Below are 18,587 nucleotides of genomic sequence, written 5' to 3' on the forward strand. Positions count from 1 at the left end.
ATCATGGGTTCAAACGATTTTGCGAGTCTTCCCTACATCGGTGACTCGGTTCTCAGAAAAGAAGACGAACGTTTCCTCACCGGCGCCGGTCAATATACTGACGATATCGACCTGAGCAACCTGGCGCAGGCGGTGTTTCTGCGCTCGCCTCATGCACATGCGAATATCCGCTCCATCGACACGACTGCCGCCAAGGCAGCACCAGGGGTGCTGGCCGTTTTTACTGGCGAAGACGTTGCTGCCGACAAGATTGGTGGTCTGCCCTGTGGCTGGCTGATCACCAGCACCAATGGCGAACCGATGAAGGAGCCGGCTCACCCGATCCTGGCAGTCGGCAAGGCGCGCCACGTCGGAGACCAGGTGGCGATGGTGATCGCAAAAACCGCCGAACAGGCCAAGAACGCAGCCGAGTTGATCGAGGTCGACTATGAGCCTCTTGCCGCGGTTGCCGACGTGCGCGACGCTCAAAAGGAGGGTGCACCTGCCGTGCACGATGAAGCCCCTGACAACCACTGCTTCAAGTGGGTCATCGGCGACAAGGATGCAGTCGATGCTGCCTTTGAACAGGCCGCACATGTCACCCAGCTCGACCTGATCAACAACCGCCTGATTCCAAACGCCATGGAGCCTCGCGCAGCCATCGGCTGCTACAGCCGTGCCAGCGACGAGTACACCCTGTATGTGGCGAACCAGAACCCGCACGTCGAGCGGCTCTTGCTGACCGCATTTGTCATGGGACTGCCTGAACACAAGGTGCGGGTGATCGCACCAGATGTGGGTGGCGGATTCGGTTCAAAGATCTACCTGTATGCCGAAGACGTCTGCGTGACCTGGGCCGCCAAAAAGCTCAACCGTAACATCAAGTGGACAGCGGAACGGACCGAGTCCTTTGTGTCTGACGCCCATGGACGTGACCACGTCACGCATGCCGAGCTTGCCATGGACAAGGACGGCAAATTCCTGGCGTTTCGTGTGCACACAGACGCCAACCTGGGTGCCTACCTGTCAACGTTCTCGAGCGCGGTACCAACCATTCTGTACGCAACGCTTTTGGCTGGCCAGTACACCACCCCGCAAGTCTATGTTGAGGTGGACTCCTGGTTCACCAACACGGTCCCTGTTGACGCCTACCGGGGCGCAGGCCGCCCCGAAGCCACCTACCTGCTTGAGCGCATTGTCACCCGTGCCGGGTGGGAAATGGGGCTGAGTCAGGACGAGATCCGGCGGCGCAACTTCATCACCGAGTTCCCCTACCAGACACCAGTCGCCCTGCAGTATGACACCGGCGACTACAACCAGTGTCTGGACAAAGCCATGGAACTCGGGGAAGTTGCCGGCTTCGAAGACCGACGCAAAGCCACTGAGGCTAAAGGATGGCTTCGTGGAATTGGTTACTCCAGCTACATTGAGGCCTGCGGTCTCGCACCGAGCAATATCGCCGGAGCTCTGGGCGCACGCGCGGGTCTGTTCGAATGCGGAGAGGTCCGGGTCCATCCCACAGGTAGCGTGACCGTTTTCACTGGCTCACACAGCCACGGTCAGGGACACGAGACAACGTTTGCCCAGGTCGTCGCCGCCAGACTCGGCATACCGGTCGAGAATGTTGACATCGTGCACGGCGACACTGGTCGGGTACCGTTTGGCATGGGCACCTACGGGTCACGCTCGATTTCGGTTGGGGGCGCCGCCATCATGCGGGCCATCGACAAGGTCGAAGCCAAAGCCAAGAAGATTGCGGCGCATCTTCTTGAGGCCAGTGATGCCGACATCGAGTTTGCCAATGGCGAATTCAGTGTCAAGGGAACGGACAAGAAAATTCCCTTCGCAGAGATCGCGCTCACAGCCTATGTCCCGCACAACTATCCGCTCGAGACACTGGAACCTGGACTCAACGAAACTGCGTTCTATGACCCGACCAACTTCACCTTCCCGGCTGGAACCTATATCTGCGAAGTGGAGGTCAGCCCACTGACTGGCGAAGTCAAGATCGACCGGTTCACTGCGGTGGATGACTTCGGAACGATCATCAACCCCATGATCGTGGAAGGTCAGGTCCACGGCGGACTGGTACAGGGAATCGGTCAGGCGCTGCTGGAGAACTGTGTATATGACCGTGAAACAGCCCAGTTGCTGACCGGTTCGTTCATGGACTACGCCATGCCGCGGGCAGACGACTTTCCGGAATTCCGCATAGGGCATGTCTGCACCCCTTGCACAACCAATCCGCTAGGCACAAAAGGTTGCGGTGAAGCAGGTGCCATCGGATCGCCTCCGGCAGTCATCAATGCGGTGCTGGATGCGCTCGCTCCACTGGGCGTCAAAGACCTGGATATGCCCGCGTCACCCCACCGCGTGTGGGAAGTCATCCAGAATGCCCGAGCCTGATCAGGAGAGCCATCATGTATCAATTTGAATATGTTCGTGCATCCTCTGTTCAAGAGGCAAGTCAGAAGGCCCAGCAAGGTGGCCAGTACCTGGCAGGCGGCCAGACCTTGCTGGCATCCATGAAGCAACGTCTGGCTCAGCCGGAGACACTGCTTGATCTGGGTTCGCTTGCCGAACTGCAAGGCATCCGCGAAGAAGGATCTGCGCTGGTCATCGGGGCCATGACCCGCCACCAGGATGTGGAGACAGACGCATTGGTGAAAGCCAGAATCCCGGCCCTGGCAGCCCTGGCAGCCGGCATCGGTGACAAGCAGGTGCGTGCCATGGGGACGCTGGGCGGCTCCCTGGCCAACAATGATCCGGCAGCGTGCTACCCCTGTGCAGTACTGGGTCTGGGTGCGACAGTCAACACAGATCAGCGCATCATCCCGGCCGACGAGTACTTTCAGGGGATGTACACCACCGCACTTGAACCAGGGGAACTGATTGTTTCGGTCGGGTTTCCGGTTCCGCAGCAGGCAGCTTATGCCAAGTTCAGGCAACCGGCTTCCCGGTTTGCCCTGGTTGGGGTGTTTGTTGCCAAGACAGCAGGGGGAGTACGGGTCGCCATTACTGGAGCCGGCAACGGGGTTTTCCGTCACGAAGGACTGGAAAATGCCCTCAATGCAGACTTCAGCCCGGATGTTGTGGCCAATGTACAGATCGACGCCGATGATCTCAGCGCAGATCTGCATGCCAGCGCAGCCTATCGAGCCCAGCTCATCAAGGTGCAGGCGCAAAGGGCGGTGGCGATGGCACTTGGTCAGGAGGTCTGATTGACGGAGTCTGAAGTCAAGGTAGGCTCAGTGAATCTGGGGGTTAGCCCAGCCATTGACGGTTTGATTGCAGAACTGGCAACGGTCGGGTACTTTGCTGACAGGCGGCTGGCCACGGCCCTGCACCTGGCCATCAGTCTGGGCCGACCTCTCCTGCTGGAGGGCGATCCTGGGGTCGGCAAAACCGAACTGGCCAAGGCGCTGGCACTGGTCAGACAGCAGAAGCTGATCCGGCTGCAGTGTTACGACGGGCTGGAGCTACGTGATGCACTGTATGAGTGGAACCATTCGGCACAGTTGATTCATCTGAGAGCTTCCTCAGAACAGCGAAGCGCTGAAGATATCGAACGTGAGGTCTACCAGCCACGCTACCTGATTCGCAGGCCGCTACTGCAGGCGCTCGAAGAGCCCGCGCCGGGGGCGGTCCTGCTGATCGACGAGGTGGACCGGGCTGATGAACCGTTCGAGGCATTCCTGCTGGAGTATCTGGGCGAATATCAGGTCACCATACCGGAGCTAGGCACCATCCGGGCCATGAGCACACCGGTCACGATCCTGACCAGCAATCGGACAAGGGAGCTGCATGATGCAATCAAGAGACGCTGCCTGTTTCACTGGCTTGACTATCCAGATCGCGACCGGGAAATGCAGATACTGCAATCACAAGTACCAGACCTGCCAGACAAGCTGAGCAGCCAGATCACTGGGTTTGTCCAGCGACTTCGAAACCGGCCGTTTGCGGACGCGTTCAGTCGCACGCCAGGTATTGCGGAAAGTGTCGAATGGGCCAAAGCACTGGTTGCACTGAACACGCTGCAACTGGATCCTGAGATCGTGCAGAACACAGCCGGTGTGATGTTCAAACAGCGAGAAGACATCCAGGCGCTTGAGCCCCTGCTTGACGAACTGCTCGCACCCCAGAACTGAGGCCCCTCTCGATGGTACTGGGAGACGCGCGCGCCGGTAAGTTTGCTGAGAATCTGACTGGATTCGGTCGCATGCTCAGAAGGGCCGGCCTTCGCGTTGACACATCAAGAATCAAGCTTGCCCAACAAGCGTTGACCCAGGTTGATCTGGGTGCTCGAATCGAGGTCATGGCCGCACTGGAAAGCACGCTCGTGAGCCGTCATCAGGATCGCGAGGTGTTCCAGCAACTGTTTGACGCTTACTTCAAGGATCCTGAGATTGCCAGGCAACTCCTTGCGCAGCTGCTACCGCAGTCCAAGGCCAGCAAGACACCCGCACAACGCAGCCCGCGTGCCCAGGAAGCGCTACATGTGATCAATCAGCCAAATCGCAAGACTCCGCAGCCCAGGGAGGACGAGATCAAGCTCGACGCTGCCATGAGTGCCAGTGACCGCGAGCGACTGCGGCACGCGGATTTTGAGGGACTTAGTGCCAGTGAGTACCGACTCGTCGAACGCCTGGCGCGCGAGATCCCGCTGAGTCTGCCACGACACAACGCGAGGCGGTATCGTGCAGCAAACCGGGGCGACCAGATTTATTGGCCCGGACTGATGCGTGAGCTCGCACGACACGACGGCGAGTTTCTTGAGATTGCGCGGGTAACCAGACAAACCCAGCCTCTGCCACTGCTGGTGCTGGTGGATGTTTCAGGTTCCATGGAACGTTACGCACGGCTGTTGCTGGCCTTCCTGCACCAGGCAACTCACGATTTGCGCCAGACGCGACGCGCGGTGTTTGCGTTCGGCACCCAGCTTACCAATCTGAACAAGGCCTTTCGACTCGACGATGCAGACGCCATGCTGGCCAGCGTGAACGAGGCCGTTCCAGACTTCGGTGGCGGCACACTGATCAGTGAGGCCATCCGGTGTTTACGACAGCAATATCGCCACGCGATCGTCGGGAACCGAAGTATTGTCCTGATCATCTCGGACGGTCTCGACACTGGCGATCCTGCCATGCTAGACGAACAGATGGCGTGGTTATGCGGGCAGGCACGACGCACTGTGTGGCTCAATCCACTGTTGCGGTACGATGAGTATCAGCCGCTGGCAGGCGGTGCACAAGTGCTGGCCAGACGGGTGGATCAGATGCTCGCAATTCACAATCTTGCTCACCTTGAGTCGCTAGCGAGTGCGCTCAGCCAGTTACTGCACCGGACAAAGCGTTCGCATCCTCGCTCACGATCTTTGAGCTAGAGTGAACCTCACCGAAAACAGACAACATCGTTTGGACACGCGGCTCGAATCCAGACACAGAATATTGAACCCCCCCAGAGGAGAAGGTCATGCAGATGCAAGGAAGCCGACAACTGAACGCCAGTGCGCAGGATGCCTGGCAAGCCCTCAATGATCCGGAAATACTGAAGCAATGCATTCCGGGATGCCAGAAGTTTGAAGCCGAATCCGAGAATGTCTACTTGACGGCCGCCAACATCAAGATCGGACCGGTATCAGCCAAGTTCACTGGTCGGGTCGAATTGACTGATATCAACCCACCTCACTCGTACTCTCTGCACTTCGAAGCTCAAGGTGGCGTAGCCGGACATGGCAAGGGAACCTCGCACGTCGAACTGGTCGAGACCGATGACGGTGTCGAACTGAAGTACACCGTCGAATCACAGGTTGGTGGCAAACTTGCCCAGCTTGGTCAGCGACTCGTCGACGGAGCAGCCAAGTCCATGGCGGATGACTTTTTTAAACGCTTCGAGAAAGCCCTCCAGGAAAAGACAGCTGGTGATGCGCCATCCGGGGAGCCAACAGACACTGCAGCCAACGGTGGCGAGGAAAGTTCAGCTGCCGACACACCTGAGGCTGGAACCGTTGCCCAGGCGCAGTCAAAACCAAGCTTTCCGAAGTGGCTCTGGATCGCAATCATCGCATCGATCCTGATGATCCTGATTGTGATCTGACCGTGGCCATCCGGTCCGGATAATGGGCTGATAAGACCCTGATGACACCTGCCGCTACAACGCGCATCGAGTTGTTGCCGCAGGGATGCGCTGATTCCTGCTTCGCAAACGGGAGCGTGCTAGCAATGTTCCCACAGGCTTTTGATGTGCAGAACAGCTGCGCGGTGCGTTGCAGGAAGGCGCAAAGCGAAAGTTCAAGCCTTGCGCAAGCGCCTTGACGTCACGCTCTTGCGGTGGCGTCGCCTCCAAACAAGGCGTGCGGCGCAGAATTTCCTGGACAGGTGGTCAGCACCCTACCCTCAAAACGATCAATCAAAGGCGATTCATCCTGCACTACTCACGCTGACAACCGGGTCCCTCCAGTTCGCTGCGCCCACCACGAACAGGCACCACCTGGATCCGGGTTGCGATCCGGTCCTTGAGTGCCTGGACATGTGAGATCACGCCAATAAGTTTGCCCTCCTGATGCAGGCTCGACAGAGTCTGAAGCGCCATTTCCAGCGCATCTTCGTCCAGGGTTCCAAACCCTTCGTCCAGGAACAGAGAATCGACTCTGACATTGCGACTGGCCATCTTGGACAAACCCAGCGCAAGCGCCAGGCTCACCAGAAAGCTCTCCCCCCGGACAGGTTCTTGGTGGTCCGGACTTCGGCAGCCTGGTACTGATCAATCACGTTGAGTTCAAGTGGCTCCTGTACACCCCGAGTGAGCAGGTAACGATCCGTCAGCCGCTGCAACTGCTGGTTGGCATGTTGAATCACGATCTCAAATGTCAGCCCTTGGGCAAATGTCCTGAACTTCTTGCCATCAGCCGATCCGATCAACTCGTGCAGATTGTTCCACCTTTCCAGTTCGCGTGCCTGTGCCTCGATCTGTTCAAGGTGACTGGCGTGCTCAGCCTTGGCGCGATCATCATCCAGGATTCGCTGGCGCAACCCACCGAGCTCTTCAGAGTGCTGGCGATACTGCTGATCAATCGCTTGGAGTTGCTCGCCAAGCGCATCGGCCACATCCCCTTGCTGCACCAGTGCAGCAAGGCGCTCTCGATCAACCTGGAGTGACTTGAGTGTGGTCTCGATGGAGGACTGCTCCTGCAATAGTGCTCGCTCCTGTGACTCGATCGCCTGGCGCTGCTCATGCGTCAGCAACGCGCCCCGCAACGCGGCTTCATCTTCAAATCCGTACTCCACAAGCAGAGATGTCAGCCTTTTATCCATTTCTGCGATGCGTTCAGCCCGTTTGTCCAGCCCTTCCCGGATCGACTCGATCCGGCTACTGTGCTGCTGCAAGCGGGTCTGTTCGAGGACTAGCCGCTCTCGGGCCTGGTCAGAGGCCTGTCTGGCCTGATCAATGGCTTCCCTGAGCGCCTTGTGGACTTGAACCGGATTCTGGTCCTGCAACAGCGACTGTCTCTCTGTCTGCACCCGGCCGGACTCCTCCTGCAACACCAGTAACTGTTGGGAGAGCGACTGCAAAGCTGACTGCCTGGCGTCCATCTTTTCTTGCATGAACTGGAGTGACTGCTCAATGCCGGGTATCTGCTGTTGCGCATCCTGATAGTCGTTCTGCAAACGTAGCCACGCCTTCCTGCGCGCATCCAGCTGACCAATCAGTGTCTCAATACTGGCCAGTGCTTCAGACTCGACAGCATAATGAGCAAGCCGCTGCGCCAGACTGACCTCCTGCGTCTGTCGCGCCTTGGCACTCTGCTCGTGCGCATTGCGTGCCTGCTCCAGCTGGAACCTTGCATTGGCTACCTGCTGCTCAGCCTTGAGTACCGCGGCGCGTGCCTGCTCTGCGGCCAGCCCGGATTCTCGCTCCTGTGACTCGAGCGTCTGCAACTCGCGTCCAAGCGTAGCTGCCTGACTGAGCCGCTCTCGCACGAGCTCAATCTCCTGCAGGAGTTGCATCCTTATGTTTGCAAGAAACTCGGATATGGGCTGGTCAACAGGCAGATGCGTCACACCCAGCTGTCTCAACAGCGCTGGTCTTTCAGCCTGATAGTGGGCGACGGACTCGGCGCCCCGCGCAAGCTGTTGCTCGATCTGCGTGATCTGCTGCCCGATCTGGATTCGTTCGAGCTGCTGCGCCGCCAGTATGCGCCCCACCCGCTCAGACTCGTCCTGGCATGACCTCAGTCTCTGCAAGACATTATCTGATTCGGTCGCAACACCTTGCGCGTACGGATGCTCGAGTGCGCCACACAAGGGACAGGGCTGTCCATCATGCAGATGAGTACGCGCCTGGGCGTAATCCTCGATACGACGATGCAGCAGCAACTGCTGCTGCAACCCTTCGAGCTGTTCCTGTCTCAGACGAACTTGTGTTTCAAGCTGACTGACCGTCATGTCCAGTTGCTCGCTGCGCGCCTTCGCGTGCAGCAGATCATGCCGGTCTTTCTCTGTCTGAGAAAGTACCGAGCTCAACGCATGCTCCCGCTCGATGGCCGTTTCACATACCGACTGGCGTGCAAGCAAGTCTGCGTGCAGGGACTGCCAGTCAGTCAGCGAGCGCTCCTCGAGCAGTGCTCCCGACCGCTCCCTCAGCGCATTGATCCGATCGTGTAAATCCTGGAGAGCGCGAGTGGTTTCCTGTCGCACGCGTTCGGATGCCTCAAAGGCCCGCTCAGCCGAACCCCGCGCAACCTCACCCTCCTGCACGCTTACTCGGATCCGTTCAATCTGCTGGTCCAGGTCAGCCAGCCCCTGAAGTGCCTGCTTCAACCCAGACAGATCGCCGACCAGTTCAGCATCTGTGCTGTGACGGGTCAATTCCTGGCGCAGCCGCTCGAGCTTTTCTCGGGCGAGCGTTAGTCTGGCCAGTAGGGCCTGTTGTTCAAGTGCGAGTGTTTTCAGGGACTGCTCTGCCTCGGCGGCAGCCCCCGTCAGACTGGAGATCTGTGCTCTGGACTGCCCAAGGGTCGCGTCAAGGGCACGCACTTTCTCGAGCACGGGCTCGATCTCGTCAAATCGCGAGCGCCGCTCCTGCCAGAGGCGCTCACATTGCCCAAGATGCTGTCTCGCCTCGTGAACCGCCTCCTCAAGCGCGGGCACCTTGACCTGACACGTGCCCAGACTGATCTGGTCCGTGCTCTGCTCCTGACGTGCCTGCAACAAAGCCTGATAGAGCGGTGCAATACCATCAGTTCTTCGGGCAGTCTGCAAACGCAGGAGATCGGGTGCGAACACTGCCTGTTTTTGCAACAGCTCCTGACGACTTTGCTCATGCTGCTGAAGCTTCAGGCCAATCTCGTGAAGCTGCTGCAACGTCTGAAATCGCTGCAGCACCGTCTGGTACTGGTCATGCAATGTCCTCACTTGTGCACCCAGTGCGTCAACTTCGTGCATCAATGCCGCACGCGCCTCAGGGGCCAGAACCTGTGTGCCTTCAAGCTGGGCATGCAAGGCCTCAAACCGGGACTTCTCCTGAGCGCGACGTTCATGCACTGCGATCGATATCTTGCTGTAGACCTCGCTACCTGTGATTTGCTCCAGAATAGGCGCTCGCTCCTCTGAACGGGCTTGCAGAAACGCAGCAAACGCCCCCTGTGCCAGCATCATGGAACGGCTGAACTGTTCGAATCCCATCCCGGTGAGTTCGAGAACCAGCGCGGCTGAATCTTTCAGGCTAGATGCAAGAATCTTGCCTGTCCCCGCCTCACTGACTTCGTGTCTTGCGGACTGCAGATCACCTGAAGGCCTACGTCGTGCCCGATGTTGTGCCCAGTGACTGACGTAACATCCGCTAGATGTCTCAAACGTGACTCGGGCATCGCACTCTGCGCAGTGACGTGACATCAAGTCATTGCCACTCTTGCCTCCCACCTTGCCCAGTCGTGGTGTGGTGCCGTAGAGGGCCAGACAGATTGCGTCCAGAATCGTTGTCTTGCCCGCGCCGGTCGGACCCGTTATCGCAAATATGCCCTCTCGTGCGAATTCAGGGTGAGTCAGATCAATGTGCCAGTGACCGACCAGAGAGTTCAGATTGGTGAAACGGATATCGAGGATTCTCAATTTAGTGACGCTCCGACTTGGTAGTCTGTATCCGGGACGCTTGCTCATCGACGGGTTCAAGCAGAGCCAGCGCTTCCTGATAGGTATGACGCATCTCTGATCGTTGCTCGTCTGGCACCTGATACGCTTCAAGACACCGTTCGAACACGTCCATCGGGGTCAGGTCCTCAAGCGACTCCTGCTGCCTGGCTGACGTCATGGCCGGGTTGCTGCGTCCGTTCACTTTCACGCGAAGCACTTCTACCGGACTGTCCGCGACGGCCTGCTCGACGCGTTGCCGCAAGTCAGTCACAATTTCCTGACCGTCATACAACACCTCGATCCAGCATGACTGACCGTCCTCTCGCAAGACCTCTAGCTGGCCCGTGATGGCCTGAAGGTCCCCTCTGACCTGTCTGAGCCGCTGGAACACTGGCACCCCAATGGTCTCGACTTCAGGCACGAACCTGTCTGAAGTGAGGTCGTGATCAAACGTCACCTGGCAGACAACCTTCTGCTGCCTGGCCTCACCAAAACCCATCGGCAGAGGGGATCCGCTATAGCGGATCCGGGTCTGACCGTCGACAATCTGAGGCACATGCAAGTGACCAAGCGCCACGTAATCAAACACGTCACTGAAGATCCTTGCATGAACCTGCCCGAGTGACCCGATATAAAGGTCCCTCACCCCATCACCATCAAGCACTTGCCCTCCGGCCGTGTACAAGTGACCTGTAGCAATAATCGGAATAGCCCTGCCCAGACTTGTCCGGAGATCCTGCGCCGCCTGCGCAATCGCTTCGTAGTGGTCGCGGATGCCGGCAACCAGATTCGCGTCCTTGTCTTGCATCGACTCACCTGCGGACACGACGCGCACATCACGGTCACGCAGGTAGGGCACCGCACAGACCAGCATCCCGGGTTCACCATACTCATCGCGCAAGACCACGACTTGCTGCGCCACATCGGTGCTGGCCTGGCCAATTACATGCACATCAAACGCACGAAGCAAATCGCCTGGTGCGTTCAGAAATGAGGGAGAGTCGTGGTTGCCCGCCACAATCACGATGTGACGACACGGTGAGGCAACCATCTGGTGGAGAAACTGGTAGTACAACGCCTGCGCCCGATTGCCAGGCGTCGCGGTATCAAATACGTCACCTGCCACAACCAGGACATCAATCTCACGCTCTCGCACAGTCTGCACCATCCATTGCAGAAACTGCGCAAACTCTTCATCGCGTTTGCGCCCATAAAGAGACCGGCCCAGATGCCAGTCGGATGTGTGCAGTAGTTTCATGTTCAAGGCAGGCAAAGGTTTGTCTGTGACTGTAACGGATCTGTGCATCACACCACAGTGATAGCCAGAGGTGAATAGCAGTCACCTCACTCGCTGACATGCGATGATTCGATCACAGCGCTGTGAAGGATACCCGGGAGCTATCAAGAGGGTACCAAGAAGGCACCTGAAAGAAGCCAGGGTCAACCTGGTCTGTGAAACTTTTCTTGCAATGAGCATGTGATCTGATGCAGGCTGATCCATGTTGTCTTGCAGTCGCCGGGGATCTCGCAACTGGGGTCACCACCAAAGCGCAGTCGCAGTTCCATCGGTACACTCTAATGCCCACACCCGTGGTTTTACCTTGTTTCCCCGGGTCACTTAACAGCCATAACCTTTGTCCAGGTATGCCGAGAACCAGAACCGCTCCGCTCAAAGCCCTCAGAACCCAGCTAACGCTCTGGTTCGGCGGGCTGCTGCTGATCACCCTCGCAGGTGTTGCCTTGTACGTCGGGCAGATCGCCAGTAAAGAGATCATGCACACAGCCGGCGAGACCCTGTCAGTGAGCACTCGAGCAAGTGCCGAGCTGCTGGCGACCAGTCTGAGCGAGCGGGAAAGGGAGATCGAACTGCTACGCCAGACGCTGGAGTACGAGGATGATCTCTCCAACCTCGAAGCCCGATTGATGGTAGAGCGGATTCAGCAGCTAAAGTCCGGGTACGCCTGGATCGGCCTGACCGATAAGCATGGCAATATTGTTCAGGCAACCGACGGCATGCTGATTGGCGAGAATGCCCGCGAGAGGCCTTGGTTCAAAGGAGCTTTTGACGGCTTGTTCATCGGCGATCTGCATCTGGCGGTCATGCTGGCAAAGCTGTTGCCAGAGCTTCAGGACAACCAGCCAATGCGCTTTATTGATATCGCTGTGCCAATCGAAAGCGACAATGGTGATGTCGCTGGCGTGCTCGCCGCCCATCTGCACTGGACCTGGGTGACAGATGTCGTCAAGTCCATCCAGCAGCATGACAAGCTGCTTCAGAATGCCGAGTTGATGATTGTCAACGCGCAAGGCGCTGTTCTTTATCCTGAACAGCACACCGGGGTGACTGGCATCCCGCAGGATCTGAAACCGTCGATTACGTACGAAAACCTGCTATGGCCAGATGGCAGGCACTACCTCACCAGCGTGGCACCGGTGGGAACCGCCACCAGCATTGATCTAGGCTGGCAAGTCGTCATGCGCCAACCCATCGAGTCCACGACGCAGGCAGTCGCTGCCCTGCAGATCAGACTGCTCTGGCTGGGTGCACTCACGTTTCTGGTCATCATCCTCATCGCGCACCGGATCGCCATCCGGTTGACCCGACCCATCGAAGAGCTTGTAAGAGTTGCCCGAATCATCGAGCGAGAACCAGAGCACGCCCGGTTTCCAAGCGAATCCGGATCACCAGAGTTGACTGCACTGACCCGAGCTCTTGAGTCAATGACCAGCAGCTTGTTGAGCCGGGAACAAGAACTGGCCAATCTGAACGCGAATCTGGAAACGCAGGTCGAGTCGCGTACTGATGAACTCAGACAGGCCAATCAGAAGCTTGAGTTGCTGGCACGAACTGACCCCCTGACCGGACTGCTCAATCGGAGACACTTTGAAGAGGCATTGCATGTGCACCACCGGCAATTCCTTCAAACCCGGGAGCCGTACGACATCCTGATGCTGGATGCAGATCATTTCAAGTCCATCAATGACCGGTTTGGTCATCAGATCGGGGACCAGGTGCTACAAACCTTGGGCAAACTCATGGTTCAGACCATTCGTGGCACAGACGTGTGCGCGCGCTACGGGGGTGAGGAGTTCATCATTCTGGTCCCCCGGCGCAGCAGCTCCTCGGAAGGCCGTGAACTGGCCGAACGCATTCGACAACTGGTTGAGCAGACAGAATTTATGCACGCCGGTCATGTCACCATTAGTGTAGGTGTCAGCCAGTCACACAAAAGCGACGCAAGCCCGGAGGCTGTTATCGCTCGCGCCGATGCGGCGCTATATCAGGCGAAAGCACAAGGTCGCAACCAGGTGGTACAGATTCCAGGCGATACTGCGTGCTGACTGTCGAACTGGATCAGACCCCGCCGAGCAGGCCCAGTGCGCCAAGAGCGCCACCGATCGCAATCAGAAGAACCAGCGGGATCTTGCCCCACAGCACCAGACCGACGGTCACGGCAGAAAGCAGCCAGATTGGCCAGTCTGCCTGCAACTCCGTGCCGGCGGTGGCGAGCGTCCATCCTGATGCAATCAGCATGGAGATCACAACTGGACTCATACCCTGTTTGAACGCTCTGACAAACAGTTTGTGCGCGTTTTGCTGGACCCATCTCGCTGCCCCGTATACGATCAGCGAGCATGGCACCATCATGCAGATCATCGACAGCATCGCCGCAAAGAAGGCTGTCCAGTAACTGCCTGCATTCATGCCGACATTCCAGCCCAGCAATGCCACAAACAGCACGTTGGGTCCTGGTGCCGACTGTGCCAGGGCAACTGACGCGGTCACCTGTTCATTGGTGATCCATCCTTGTTCAACCACCAGAAAGCGGCGCATCTCAGGCAGCAGAATCAGTGGGCCACCCATGGAGATGGCCGACAGAATGAGGAAGTTCTCGGCCAGACGCCACCAGTCTATCAACGCCAAGACTACGGTCGGGTCCTGGCTCATGACTGTCCCCTGTCTTTCCTGGAGCTTGCCGGATCAGCGGCTCGGTGTCGTCCAAGGCACCGATACGCGTACACGCAGGCCAGACCTCCCAATCCGAACAGAGCATAGGCGACACGCATATGCAGCAACCCGATCATCACGAAGGTCACCACCACCAGCACTGCACAGACCCGCAAGCCCATCACATTGGATGGCAGCGCCGTCAACAATTTGATACCGGTTGCAATCAGCAAGCCTGCGGCAACCGCACCCATGCCACGCAATGCGTTCGATACTTCCGGCAGGTGGCCAAAACTGGAGTACAGCACGGCCAGACCAAGCACCAGGAATGAGGGAAACAGGAACACGCCCAGAACAGCGGCAAATGCACCGCGCGCTCCGAAATGCCGCGACCCGATGATGATGCCCATATTGATGGCCGGTGGGCCTGGCATGGTTCTGGCGACTGCCCAGTCCTCCAGAAACTCCTCCCGCGTCATCCACTTCTTGTTCTGAACCAGTCCCTTTTCGATAAACGCTATGATGCCTCCGAACCCTTGCAGGGCGAGCAGGCTAAAAAACACAAACAGCTCCCTGACGGAGCCTGGCGCTTTTCTGGGTTCAGGAGACATGAATGAAAACTCGCTCGGCAAGTAAAACGGAAAGCCAGCACAACAACAAGCGCGGACATGTCACATGCCAGGCCGCGAGTCGGTGCATGAATCTGCTGATGATACCTGTGTGGCGACCTCGTCAAGTAGTGTTTGCACGGAGGTTATTCGGGTATGCCAGAACCTTCACCAAGATTCGCTTTGCACCAGATTGAGTTTGTGATTCAATCCAACTGTGGCGTAACAGGGCTGTAACAATTCAAAACGAATGCCTGGCCTGTTCACCAGAAAAAGAAGAATGCGACGTGTCGTGCGACCAATGTATGACATGTCTTTGACTGATACGGAGACGATCATGAAACTAAAGTACTGGCTTACTGTAAGCGGTGCCTGCGCGGCTGTGACATTTGGCATGGCGCCCGTCGCCATGGCACAGGAATGCGGCAACCGCGGTGACCTCGACACGCTTTACTGCGATGAAAACAAGGACCTGGTTGCCGACACGCCGACCGACCCAGCAAAGCTCAAGGACCCGTCAACGATCGTCTTCACCTACACACCTGTTGAGGATCCCGCTGTCTACGAAGACTTGTTCTCGCCGTTCGTAGACTATCTCGCAGATTGTGTCGATAAGCGTGTCGTCTTTTATCAAGTTCAGAGCAATGCTGCAGAGATCGAAGCGATGCGCTCAGGACGTCTGCATGTCGGTGGTTTCTCCACAGGTCCGACCGCATTTGCCGTAAACATCGCCGGTGCCGTACCGTTTGCAGTCAAAGGTTATGAAGACGGCTTCCAGGGCTACAACCTGATTGTGATCGCCAAGAAAGACAAGCCGTACGAATCGCTCAAAGATCTCAAAGGCCAGAAGGTTGCACACACCTCTCCATCCTCGAACTCGGGACACATGGCGCCCATGGCCCTGTTCCCCGGACAGGGTCTGGTACCCGAGCAAGACTACAAAGTCCTTTTCTCAGGCAAGCATGACCAGTCCGTCATGGGTGTGAACTCCGGCGACTATGATGCTGCCGCCGTTGCGTCAGACGTATTCAATCGCATGGCCGAGCGCGGACAGATTAACAAAGACGATTTCAAGATCATCTACACCAGCGCCAAGTTCCCGACCTCTTCGTTTGCCTACTCGCACGACCTCAAGCCAGAACTTCGCGACAAGATGCTCACCTGCTTCTATGAATACCGTTTCCCGGACTCCATGAAACAGGCATTTGATGGTGCAGACCGCTTCTATCCGATCAGTTTCAAGGACGACTGGGCGATTATCCGGGAGGTCGCCGAGGCAGGTGGGCAGAGCTTTAACCGTGCCTCCTACGAGGCTGAGACAGCCAAGTCCAAGAAGTAATTGTTGACACGTCACTGACAGCAGGAATCCATCTCATGGGTGCAGCATTACGAATCGAGAACCTTTTCAAATCCTACAAGGCGGGGGTTCCTGTCTTGCAGGGGATAGACCTGGAGGTCTCCGGTGATGGCGTGACGGCCATCATCGGCCCCTCTGGCACGGGAAAAAGCACTCTTTTACGGTGCATCAACCGTCTGGTCGAGCCAACCTCGGGCAAAGTTGTTCTTGAAACTGGGTCAGGAGAAATTGATCTGGCATCGGTTCGTGGTTCCGCTCTCAGGCAGGCCCGGCGACGGGTCGGCATGGTCTTCCAGGAGTACAACCTGGTGGAGCGACTGAGTGTGATGGAGAACCTGCTGACAGGGCGTCTGGGCTACCTGCCTGCGTGGAAAGCCTGGCTCAGAAGGTTTGACCAGACCGATATCAATCATGCCTTTGAGTTGCTCGAATCCGTGGGACTGGCCCAGCACGCCTCTCAGCGTGCCGATGCACTCTCGGGTGGCCAGCGGCAACGGGTCGGCATTGCACGGGCACTCATGCAGCGCCCCGAGCTCTTGCTGGCTGACGAGCCGACATCCTCACTGGACCCAAAGACCTCTGTCGAAATCATGGAACTGATGACCGGGCTGGCTCAGGCACAAAGCATTCCGATCATCATCAACATGCACGATGTGGAGCTGGCCAAACGATTTGCCAGACGAATCATCGGCATGTCGGGTGGCAAGATTGTCTTTGATGGTGACAAGAGTACGCTTGAAGCGTCACACCTCAAACAGATCTATGGTGGTGAGTCGTGGCTACAGTGACTGACCAAACCGGCGTGACACCTTCTCTCAAACCATTTTCGATTTCGCCCAAAGCGAAGATCGGCTTCTTGCTGATGCTGGTTTATGTGATTTATGCAGCCGCTCAGCTGGATTTCACATACTCGCGTTTCATTACTGGTCTGGACAACGCGAGTACATTTCTCGCACGAATGATTCCTCCCAACTTCTCTCGCTCGTCAATCCTGATCAAAGGAATGCTTGAAAGCCTCGAAATTGCCGTGCTTGCCTCGACACTTGGCATCGCACTCGCATTGCCGATCGGTCTGCTGGGTGCGCGCAATCTGATGCCAGGATGGGCCAGCTGGCCCGCTCGCACCCTGGTTGCCGTGTGCCGTGCCCTACACCCGGTGATCGTGGCCATTCTGTTCGTCAAGGCAGTGGGTTTCGGGGCACTGGCTGGCATTCTGGCGCTGACAGTGGCATCCATCGGATTCATCGGCAAACTCTTCACCGAAGCAGTCGAAGAGATTTCGATCAAGCAGGTCGAAGCTGTGCGGGCCAGCGGTGCCTCGTTTGCCAACGTGATCCTGTTTGCCGTGCTGCCACAGGTTTTTGCGCGCTTTGTCGGTTTTTCGACCTATCAGTTTGATTCCAACCTACGCAACTCAACCATGGTCGGTATTGTCGGCGCCGGAGGGATCGGCGGCACACTCTTCTCCGCCTTCCAGCGATTTGACTACGATTTTGTGGCGGCAATCCTGATCACGATCATCGCGGTGATCATGCTGGGCGAGATCCTCGCCAACCTGGTGCGTGCAATTTTTGTCGACAACCTGAGCCTGGGGGACATTTTCAAGCGCGAACCTCGTGCCCAGAAGCGCCCGGACGGAGCAGACGCATGAGCGAGGCCGTGGCAGCTCAAACAAAGCAAACGAATCCAGGGACTCAACACGACCGTATCTGGGTACGGTACACCCTGGGTCAGAGAGTGTTGCGATTCGCCATTTATCTGGCGGTTGTCATTGCGATTGTGCAGTCGATTCGCAATATCAACATCATCCCGGAGTTTCTCTATGATGCCCCGGAGCAGATGGCTGATCTTTTCAACCGGATGTGGCCTGTTGACTGGGCGCATTATCCGGATTCTGTGCATACGGCTCTGGTCGAAACCATCCACATCGCCACACTGGGAACCATTCTCTCGGTCATGCTCGCCATTCCAGTCGGCCTGCTGGCCGCAAACAACTTCACCCCGAGCAAGATCCTGAACTTTCTGGCCAGACTGATTCTGGTTTCAAGTCGCTCGGTGAATTCACTGGTGTGGGCACTCCTGTTTATTGCGATCTTCGGCCCAGGACCGCTTGCTGGAACTATGGCGATCGCCTTTCGCTCGATTGGATTTGTTGGCAAACTGGTTGGTGAAGCGATCGAGCAAGCACATGCAGGGTCAATCGAGGCATTAAAGGCTGCGGGCGCCACAAAGTCCTCACAACTCAACTACGGGTACTGGCCACAGATCAAACCCGCTTTCTGGTCAATCGTGCTGCTGCGCTGGGATATCAACGTTCGCGAATCAGCAGTGCTCGGACTGGTCGGCGCGGGCGGCATCGGGATGACACTTGATACAGCGATGAACCTGTTTCAGTGGGAACGGGTCGCCGTGATCCTGATCGCCATATTTGTGATTGTGATCCTGGCAGAAATCCTTATCACCCAGGTACGTAAGCGGATTCTTTAAGGGAACCTCTCGACACTGCGTGCAACCAAGGGATTAACCCTTTACGGATTAACTATAATTCGCACCAGTTAAACCTT

At 57.2% G+C, this 18,587-nt stretch carries 15 protein-coding genes; 10 read left to right on the forward strand and 5 right to left on the reverse strand.

Annotated elements, in window-relative coordinates; translation table 11 throughout:
• The first annotated feature begins 3 nt into the window (after positions 1-3).
• From DBV39_RS12755 to DBV39_RS12775, 5 genes are all read left to right on the forward strand, one after another.
• On the forward strand, positions 4-2,385 hold the full coding sequence (locus DBV39_RS12755; protein WP_108621849.1) for a xanthine dehydrogenase family protein molybdopterin-binding subunit: 2,382 nt from the start codon (positions 4-6) through the stop codon (positions 2,383-2,385).
• A 14-nt stretch (positions 2,386-2,399) separates the two neighbouring features.
• The gene (locus tag DBV39_RS12760; RefSeq protein WP_108621850.1) at positions 2,400-3,200 is read left to right on the forward strand and encodes an FAD binding domain-containing protein; all 801 of its coding nucleotides are present in this window, start codon (positions 2,400-2,402) and stop codon (positions 3,198-3,200) included.
• On the forward strand, positions 3,201-4,127 hold the full coding sequence (locus tag DBV39_RS12765) for an AAA family ATPase (protein ID WP_227870620.1): 927 nt from the start codon (positions 3,201-3,203) through the stop codon (positions 4,125-4,127).
• Between the two features lie 11 nt (positions 4,128-4,138).
• The gene (locus DBV39_RS12770) at positions 4,139-5,362 is read left to right on the forward strand and encodes a vWA domain-containing protein (protein ID WP_108621851.1); all 1,224 of its coding nucleotides are present in this window, start codon (positions 4,139-4,141) and stop codon (positions 5,360-5,362) included.
• An 89-nt stretch (positions 5,363-5,451) separates the two neighbouring features.
• Positions 5,452-6,075 carry a CoxG family protein gene (locus DBV39_RS12775; protein WP_108621852.1) on the forward strand — a complete coding sequence of 208 codons (624 nt, stop codon included), beginning with the start codon at positions 5,452-5,454 and terminating at the stop codon, positions 6,073-6,075.
• A 333-nt stretch (positions 6,076-6,408) separates the two neighbouring features.
• Here DBV39_RS12775 and DBV39_RS12780 read toward each other — a convergent pair whose 3' ends face one another.
• From DBV39_RS12780 to DBV39_RS12790, 3 genes are read right to left on the reverse strand one after another with little or no spacing between them, the layout of a single operon-like run.
• Positions 6,409-6,681, reverse strand: coding sequence for an SbcC/MukB-like Walker B domain-containing protein (locus DBV39_RS12780; protein WP_159078941.1), 273 nt, complete (start codon positions 6,679-6,681; stop codon positions 6,409-6,411).
• Positions 6,678-10,088 carry an AAA family ATPase gene (locus tag DBV39_RS12785; protein ID WP_159078942.1) on the reverse strand — a complete coding sequence of 1,137 codons (3,411 nt, stop codon included), beginning with the start codon at positions 10,086-10,088 and terminating at the stop codon, positions 6,678-6,680. Before DBV39_RS12785 ends, DBV39_RS12780 begins: the two co-directional genes overlap by 4 nt.
• Position 10,089: 1 nt before the next feature.
• The gene (locus DBV39_RS12790; RefSeq protein ID WP_108621855.1) at positions 10,090-11,367 is read right to left on the reverse strand and encodes an exonuclease SbcCD subunit D C-terminal domain-containing protein; all 1,278 of its coding nucleotides are present in this window, start codon (positions 11,365-11,367) and stop codon (positions 10,090-10,092) included.
• A 386-nt stretch (positions 11,368-11,753) separates the two neighbouring features.
• Here DBV39_RS12790 and DBV39_RS12795 point away from each other — a divergent pair, with 386 nt between their 5' ends.
• Positions 11,754-13,451: a sensor domain-containing diguanylate cyclase gene (locus tag DBV39_RS12795; protein WP_159078943.1), complete on the forward strand. Its 1,698-nt coding sequence runs from the start codon at positions 11,754-11,756 to the stop codon at positions 13,449-13,451.
• 13 nt (positions 13,452-13,464) lie between these two features.
• Here the strand turns inward: DBV39_RS12795 and DBV39_RS12800 are convergent, their stop codons facing one another.
• Both DBV39_RS12800 and DBV39_RS12805 read right to left on the reverse strand, forming a co-directional pair.
• Positions 13,465-14,058, reverse strand: a complete 594-nt coding sequence (locus DBV39_RS12800) for a chromate transporter (RefSeq protein ID WP_108621857.1) — start codon at positions 14,056-14,058, stop codon at positions 13,465-13,467.
• Positions 14,055-14,669 (reverse strand): chromate transporter, encoded by a 615-nt coding sequence (locus tag DBV39_RS12805; protein ID WP_108621858.1) that lies wholly within the window; start codon positions 14,667-14,669, stop codon positions 14,055-14,057. The genes DBV39_RS12800 and DBV39_RS12805 overlap by 4 nt, the downstream gene beginning before the upstream one ends.
• 391 nt (positions 14,670-15,060) lie before the next feature.
• Between DBV39_RS12805 and phnD the strand changes: the two genes are divergently transcribed.
• Genes phnD through phnE (DBV39_RS12830) form a run of 4 tightly spaced genes read left to right on the forward strand, consistent with a single transcriptional unit; the run spans position 15,061 to position 18,510 of the window.
• A complete protein-coding gene (phnD, locus tag DBV39_RS12815; RefSeq protein WP_227870931.1) occupies positions 15,061-16,005 on the forward strand; it encodes a phosphate/phosphite/phosphonate ABC transporter substrate-binding protein in 945 nt (314 codons plus the stop codon).
• Between the two features lie 35 nt (positions 16,006-16,040).
• A complete protein-coding gene (gene phnC, locus DBV39_RS12820; RefSeq protein ID WP_108621860.1) occupies positions 16,041-16,811 on the forward strand; it encodes a phosphonate ABC transporter ATP-binding protein in 771 nt (256 codons plus the stop codon).
• Positions 16,799-17,674 (forward strand): phosphonate ABC transporter, permease protein PhnE, encoded by an 876-nt coding sequence (phnE, locus tag DBV39_RS12825; protein WP_193853027.1) that lies wholly within the window; start codon positions 16,799-16,801, stop codon positions 17,672-17,674. Before phnC ends, phnE (DBV39_RS12825) begins: the two co-directional genes overlap by 13 nt.
• A complete protein-coding gene (gene phnE, locus DBV39_RS12830) occupies positions 17,671-18,510 on the forward strand; it encodes a phosphonate ABC transporter, permease protein PhnE (protein WP_108621861.1) in 840 nt (279 codons plus the stop codon). The genes phnE (DBV39_RS12825) and phnE (DBV39_RS12830) overlap by 4 nt, the downstream gene beginning before the upstream one ends.
• The last annotated feature ends 77 nt before the right edge of the window (positions 18,511-18,587 follow it).

Origin of the sequence: Orrella marina (genome assembly GCF_003058465.1) — a bacterium.
GTDB lineage: Bacteria > Pseudomonadota > Gammaproteobacteria > Burkholderiales > Burkholderiaceae_B > Algicoccus > Algicoccus marinus.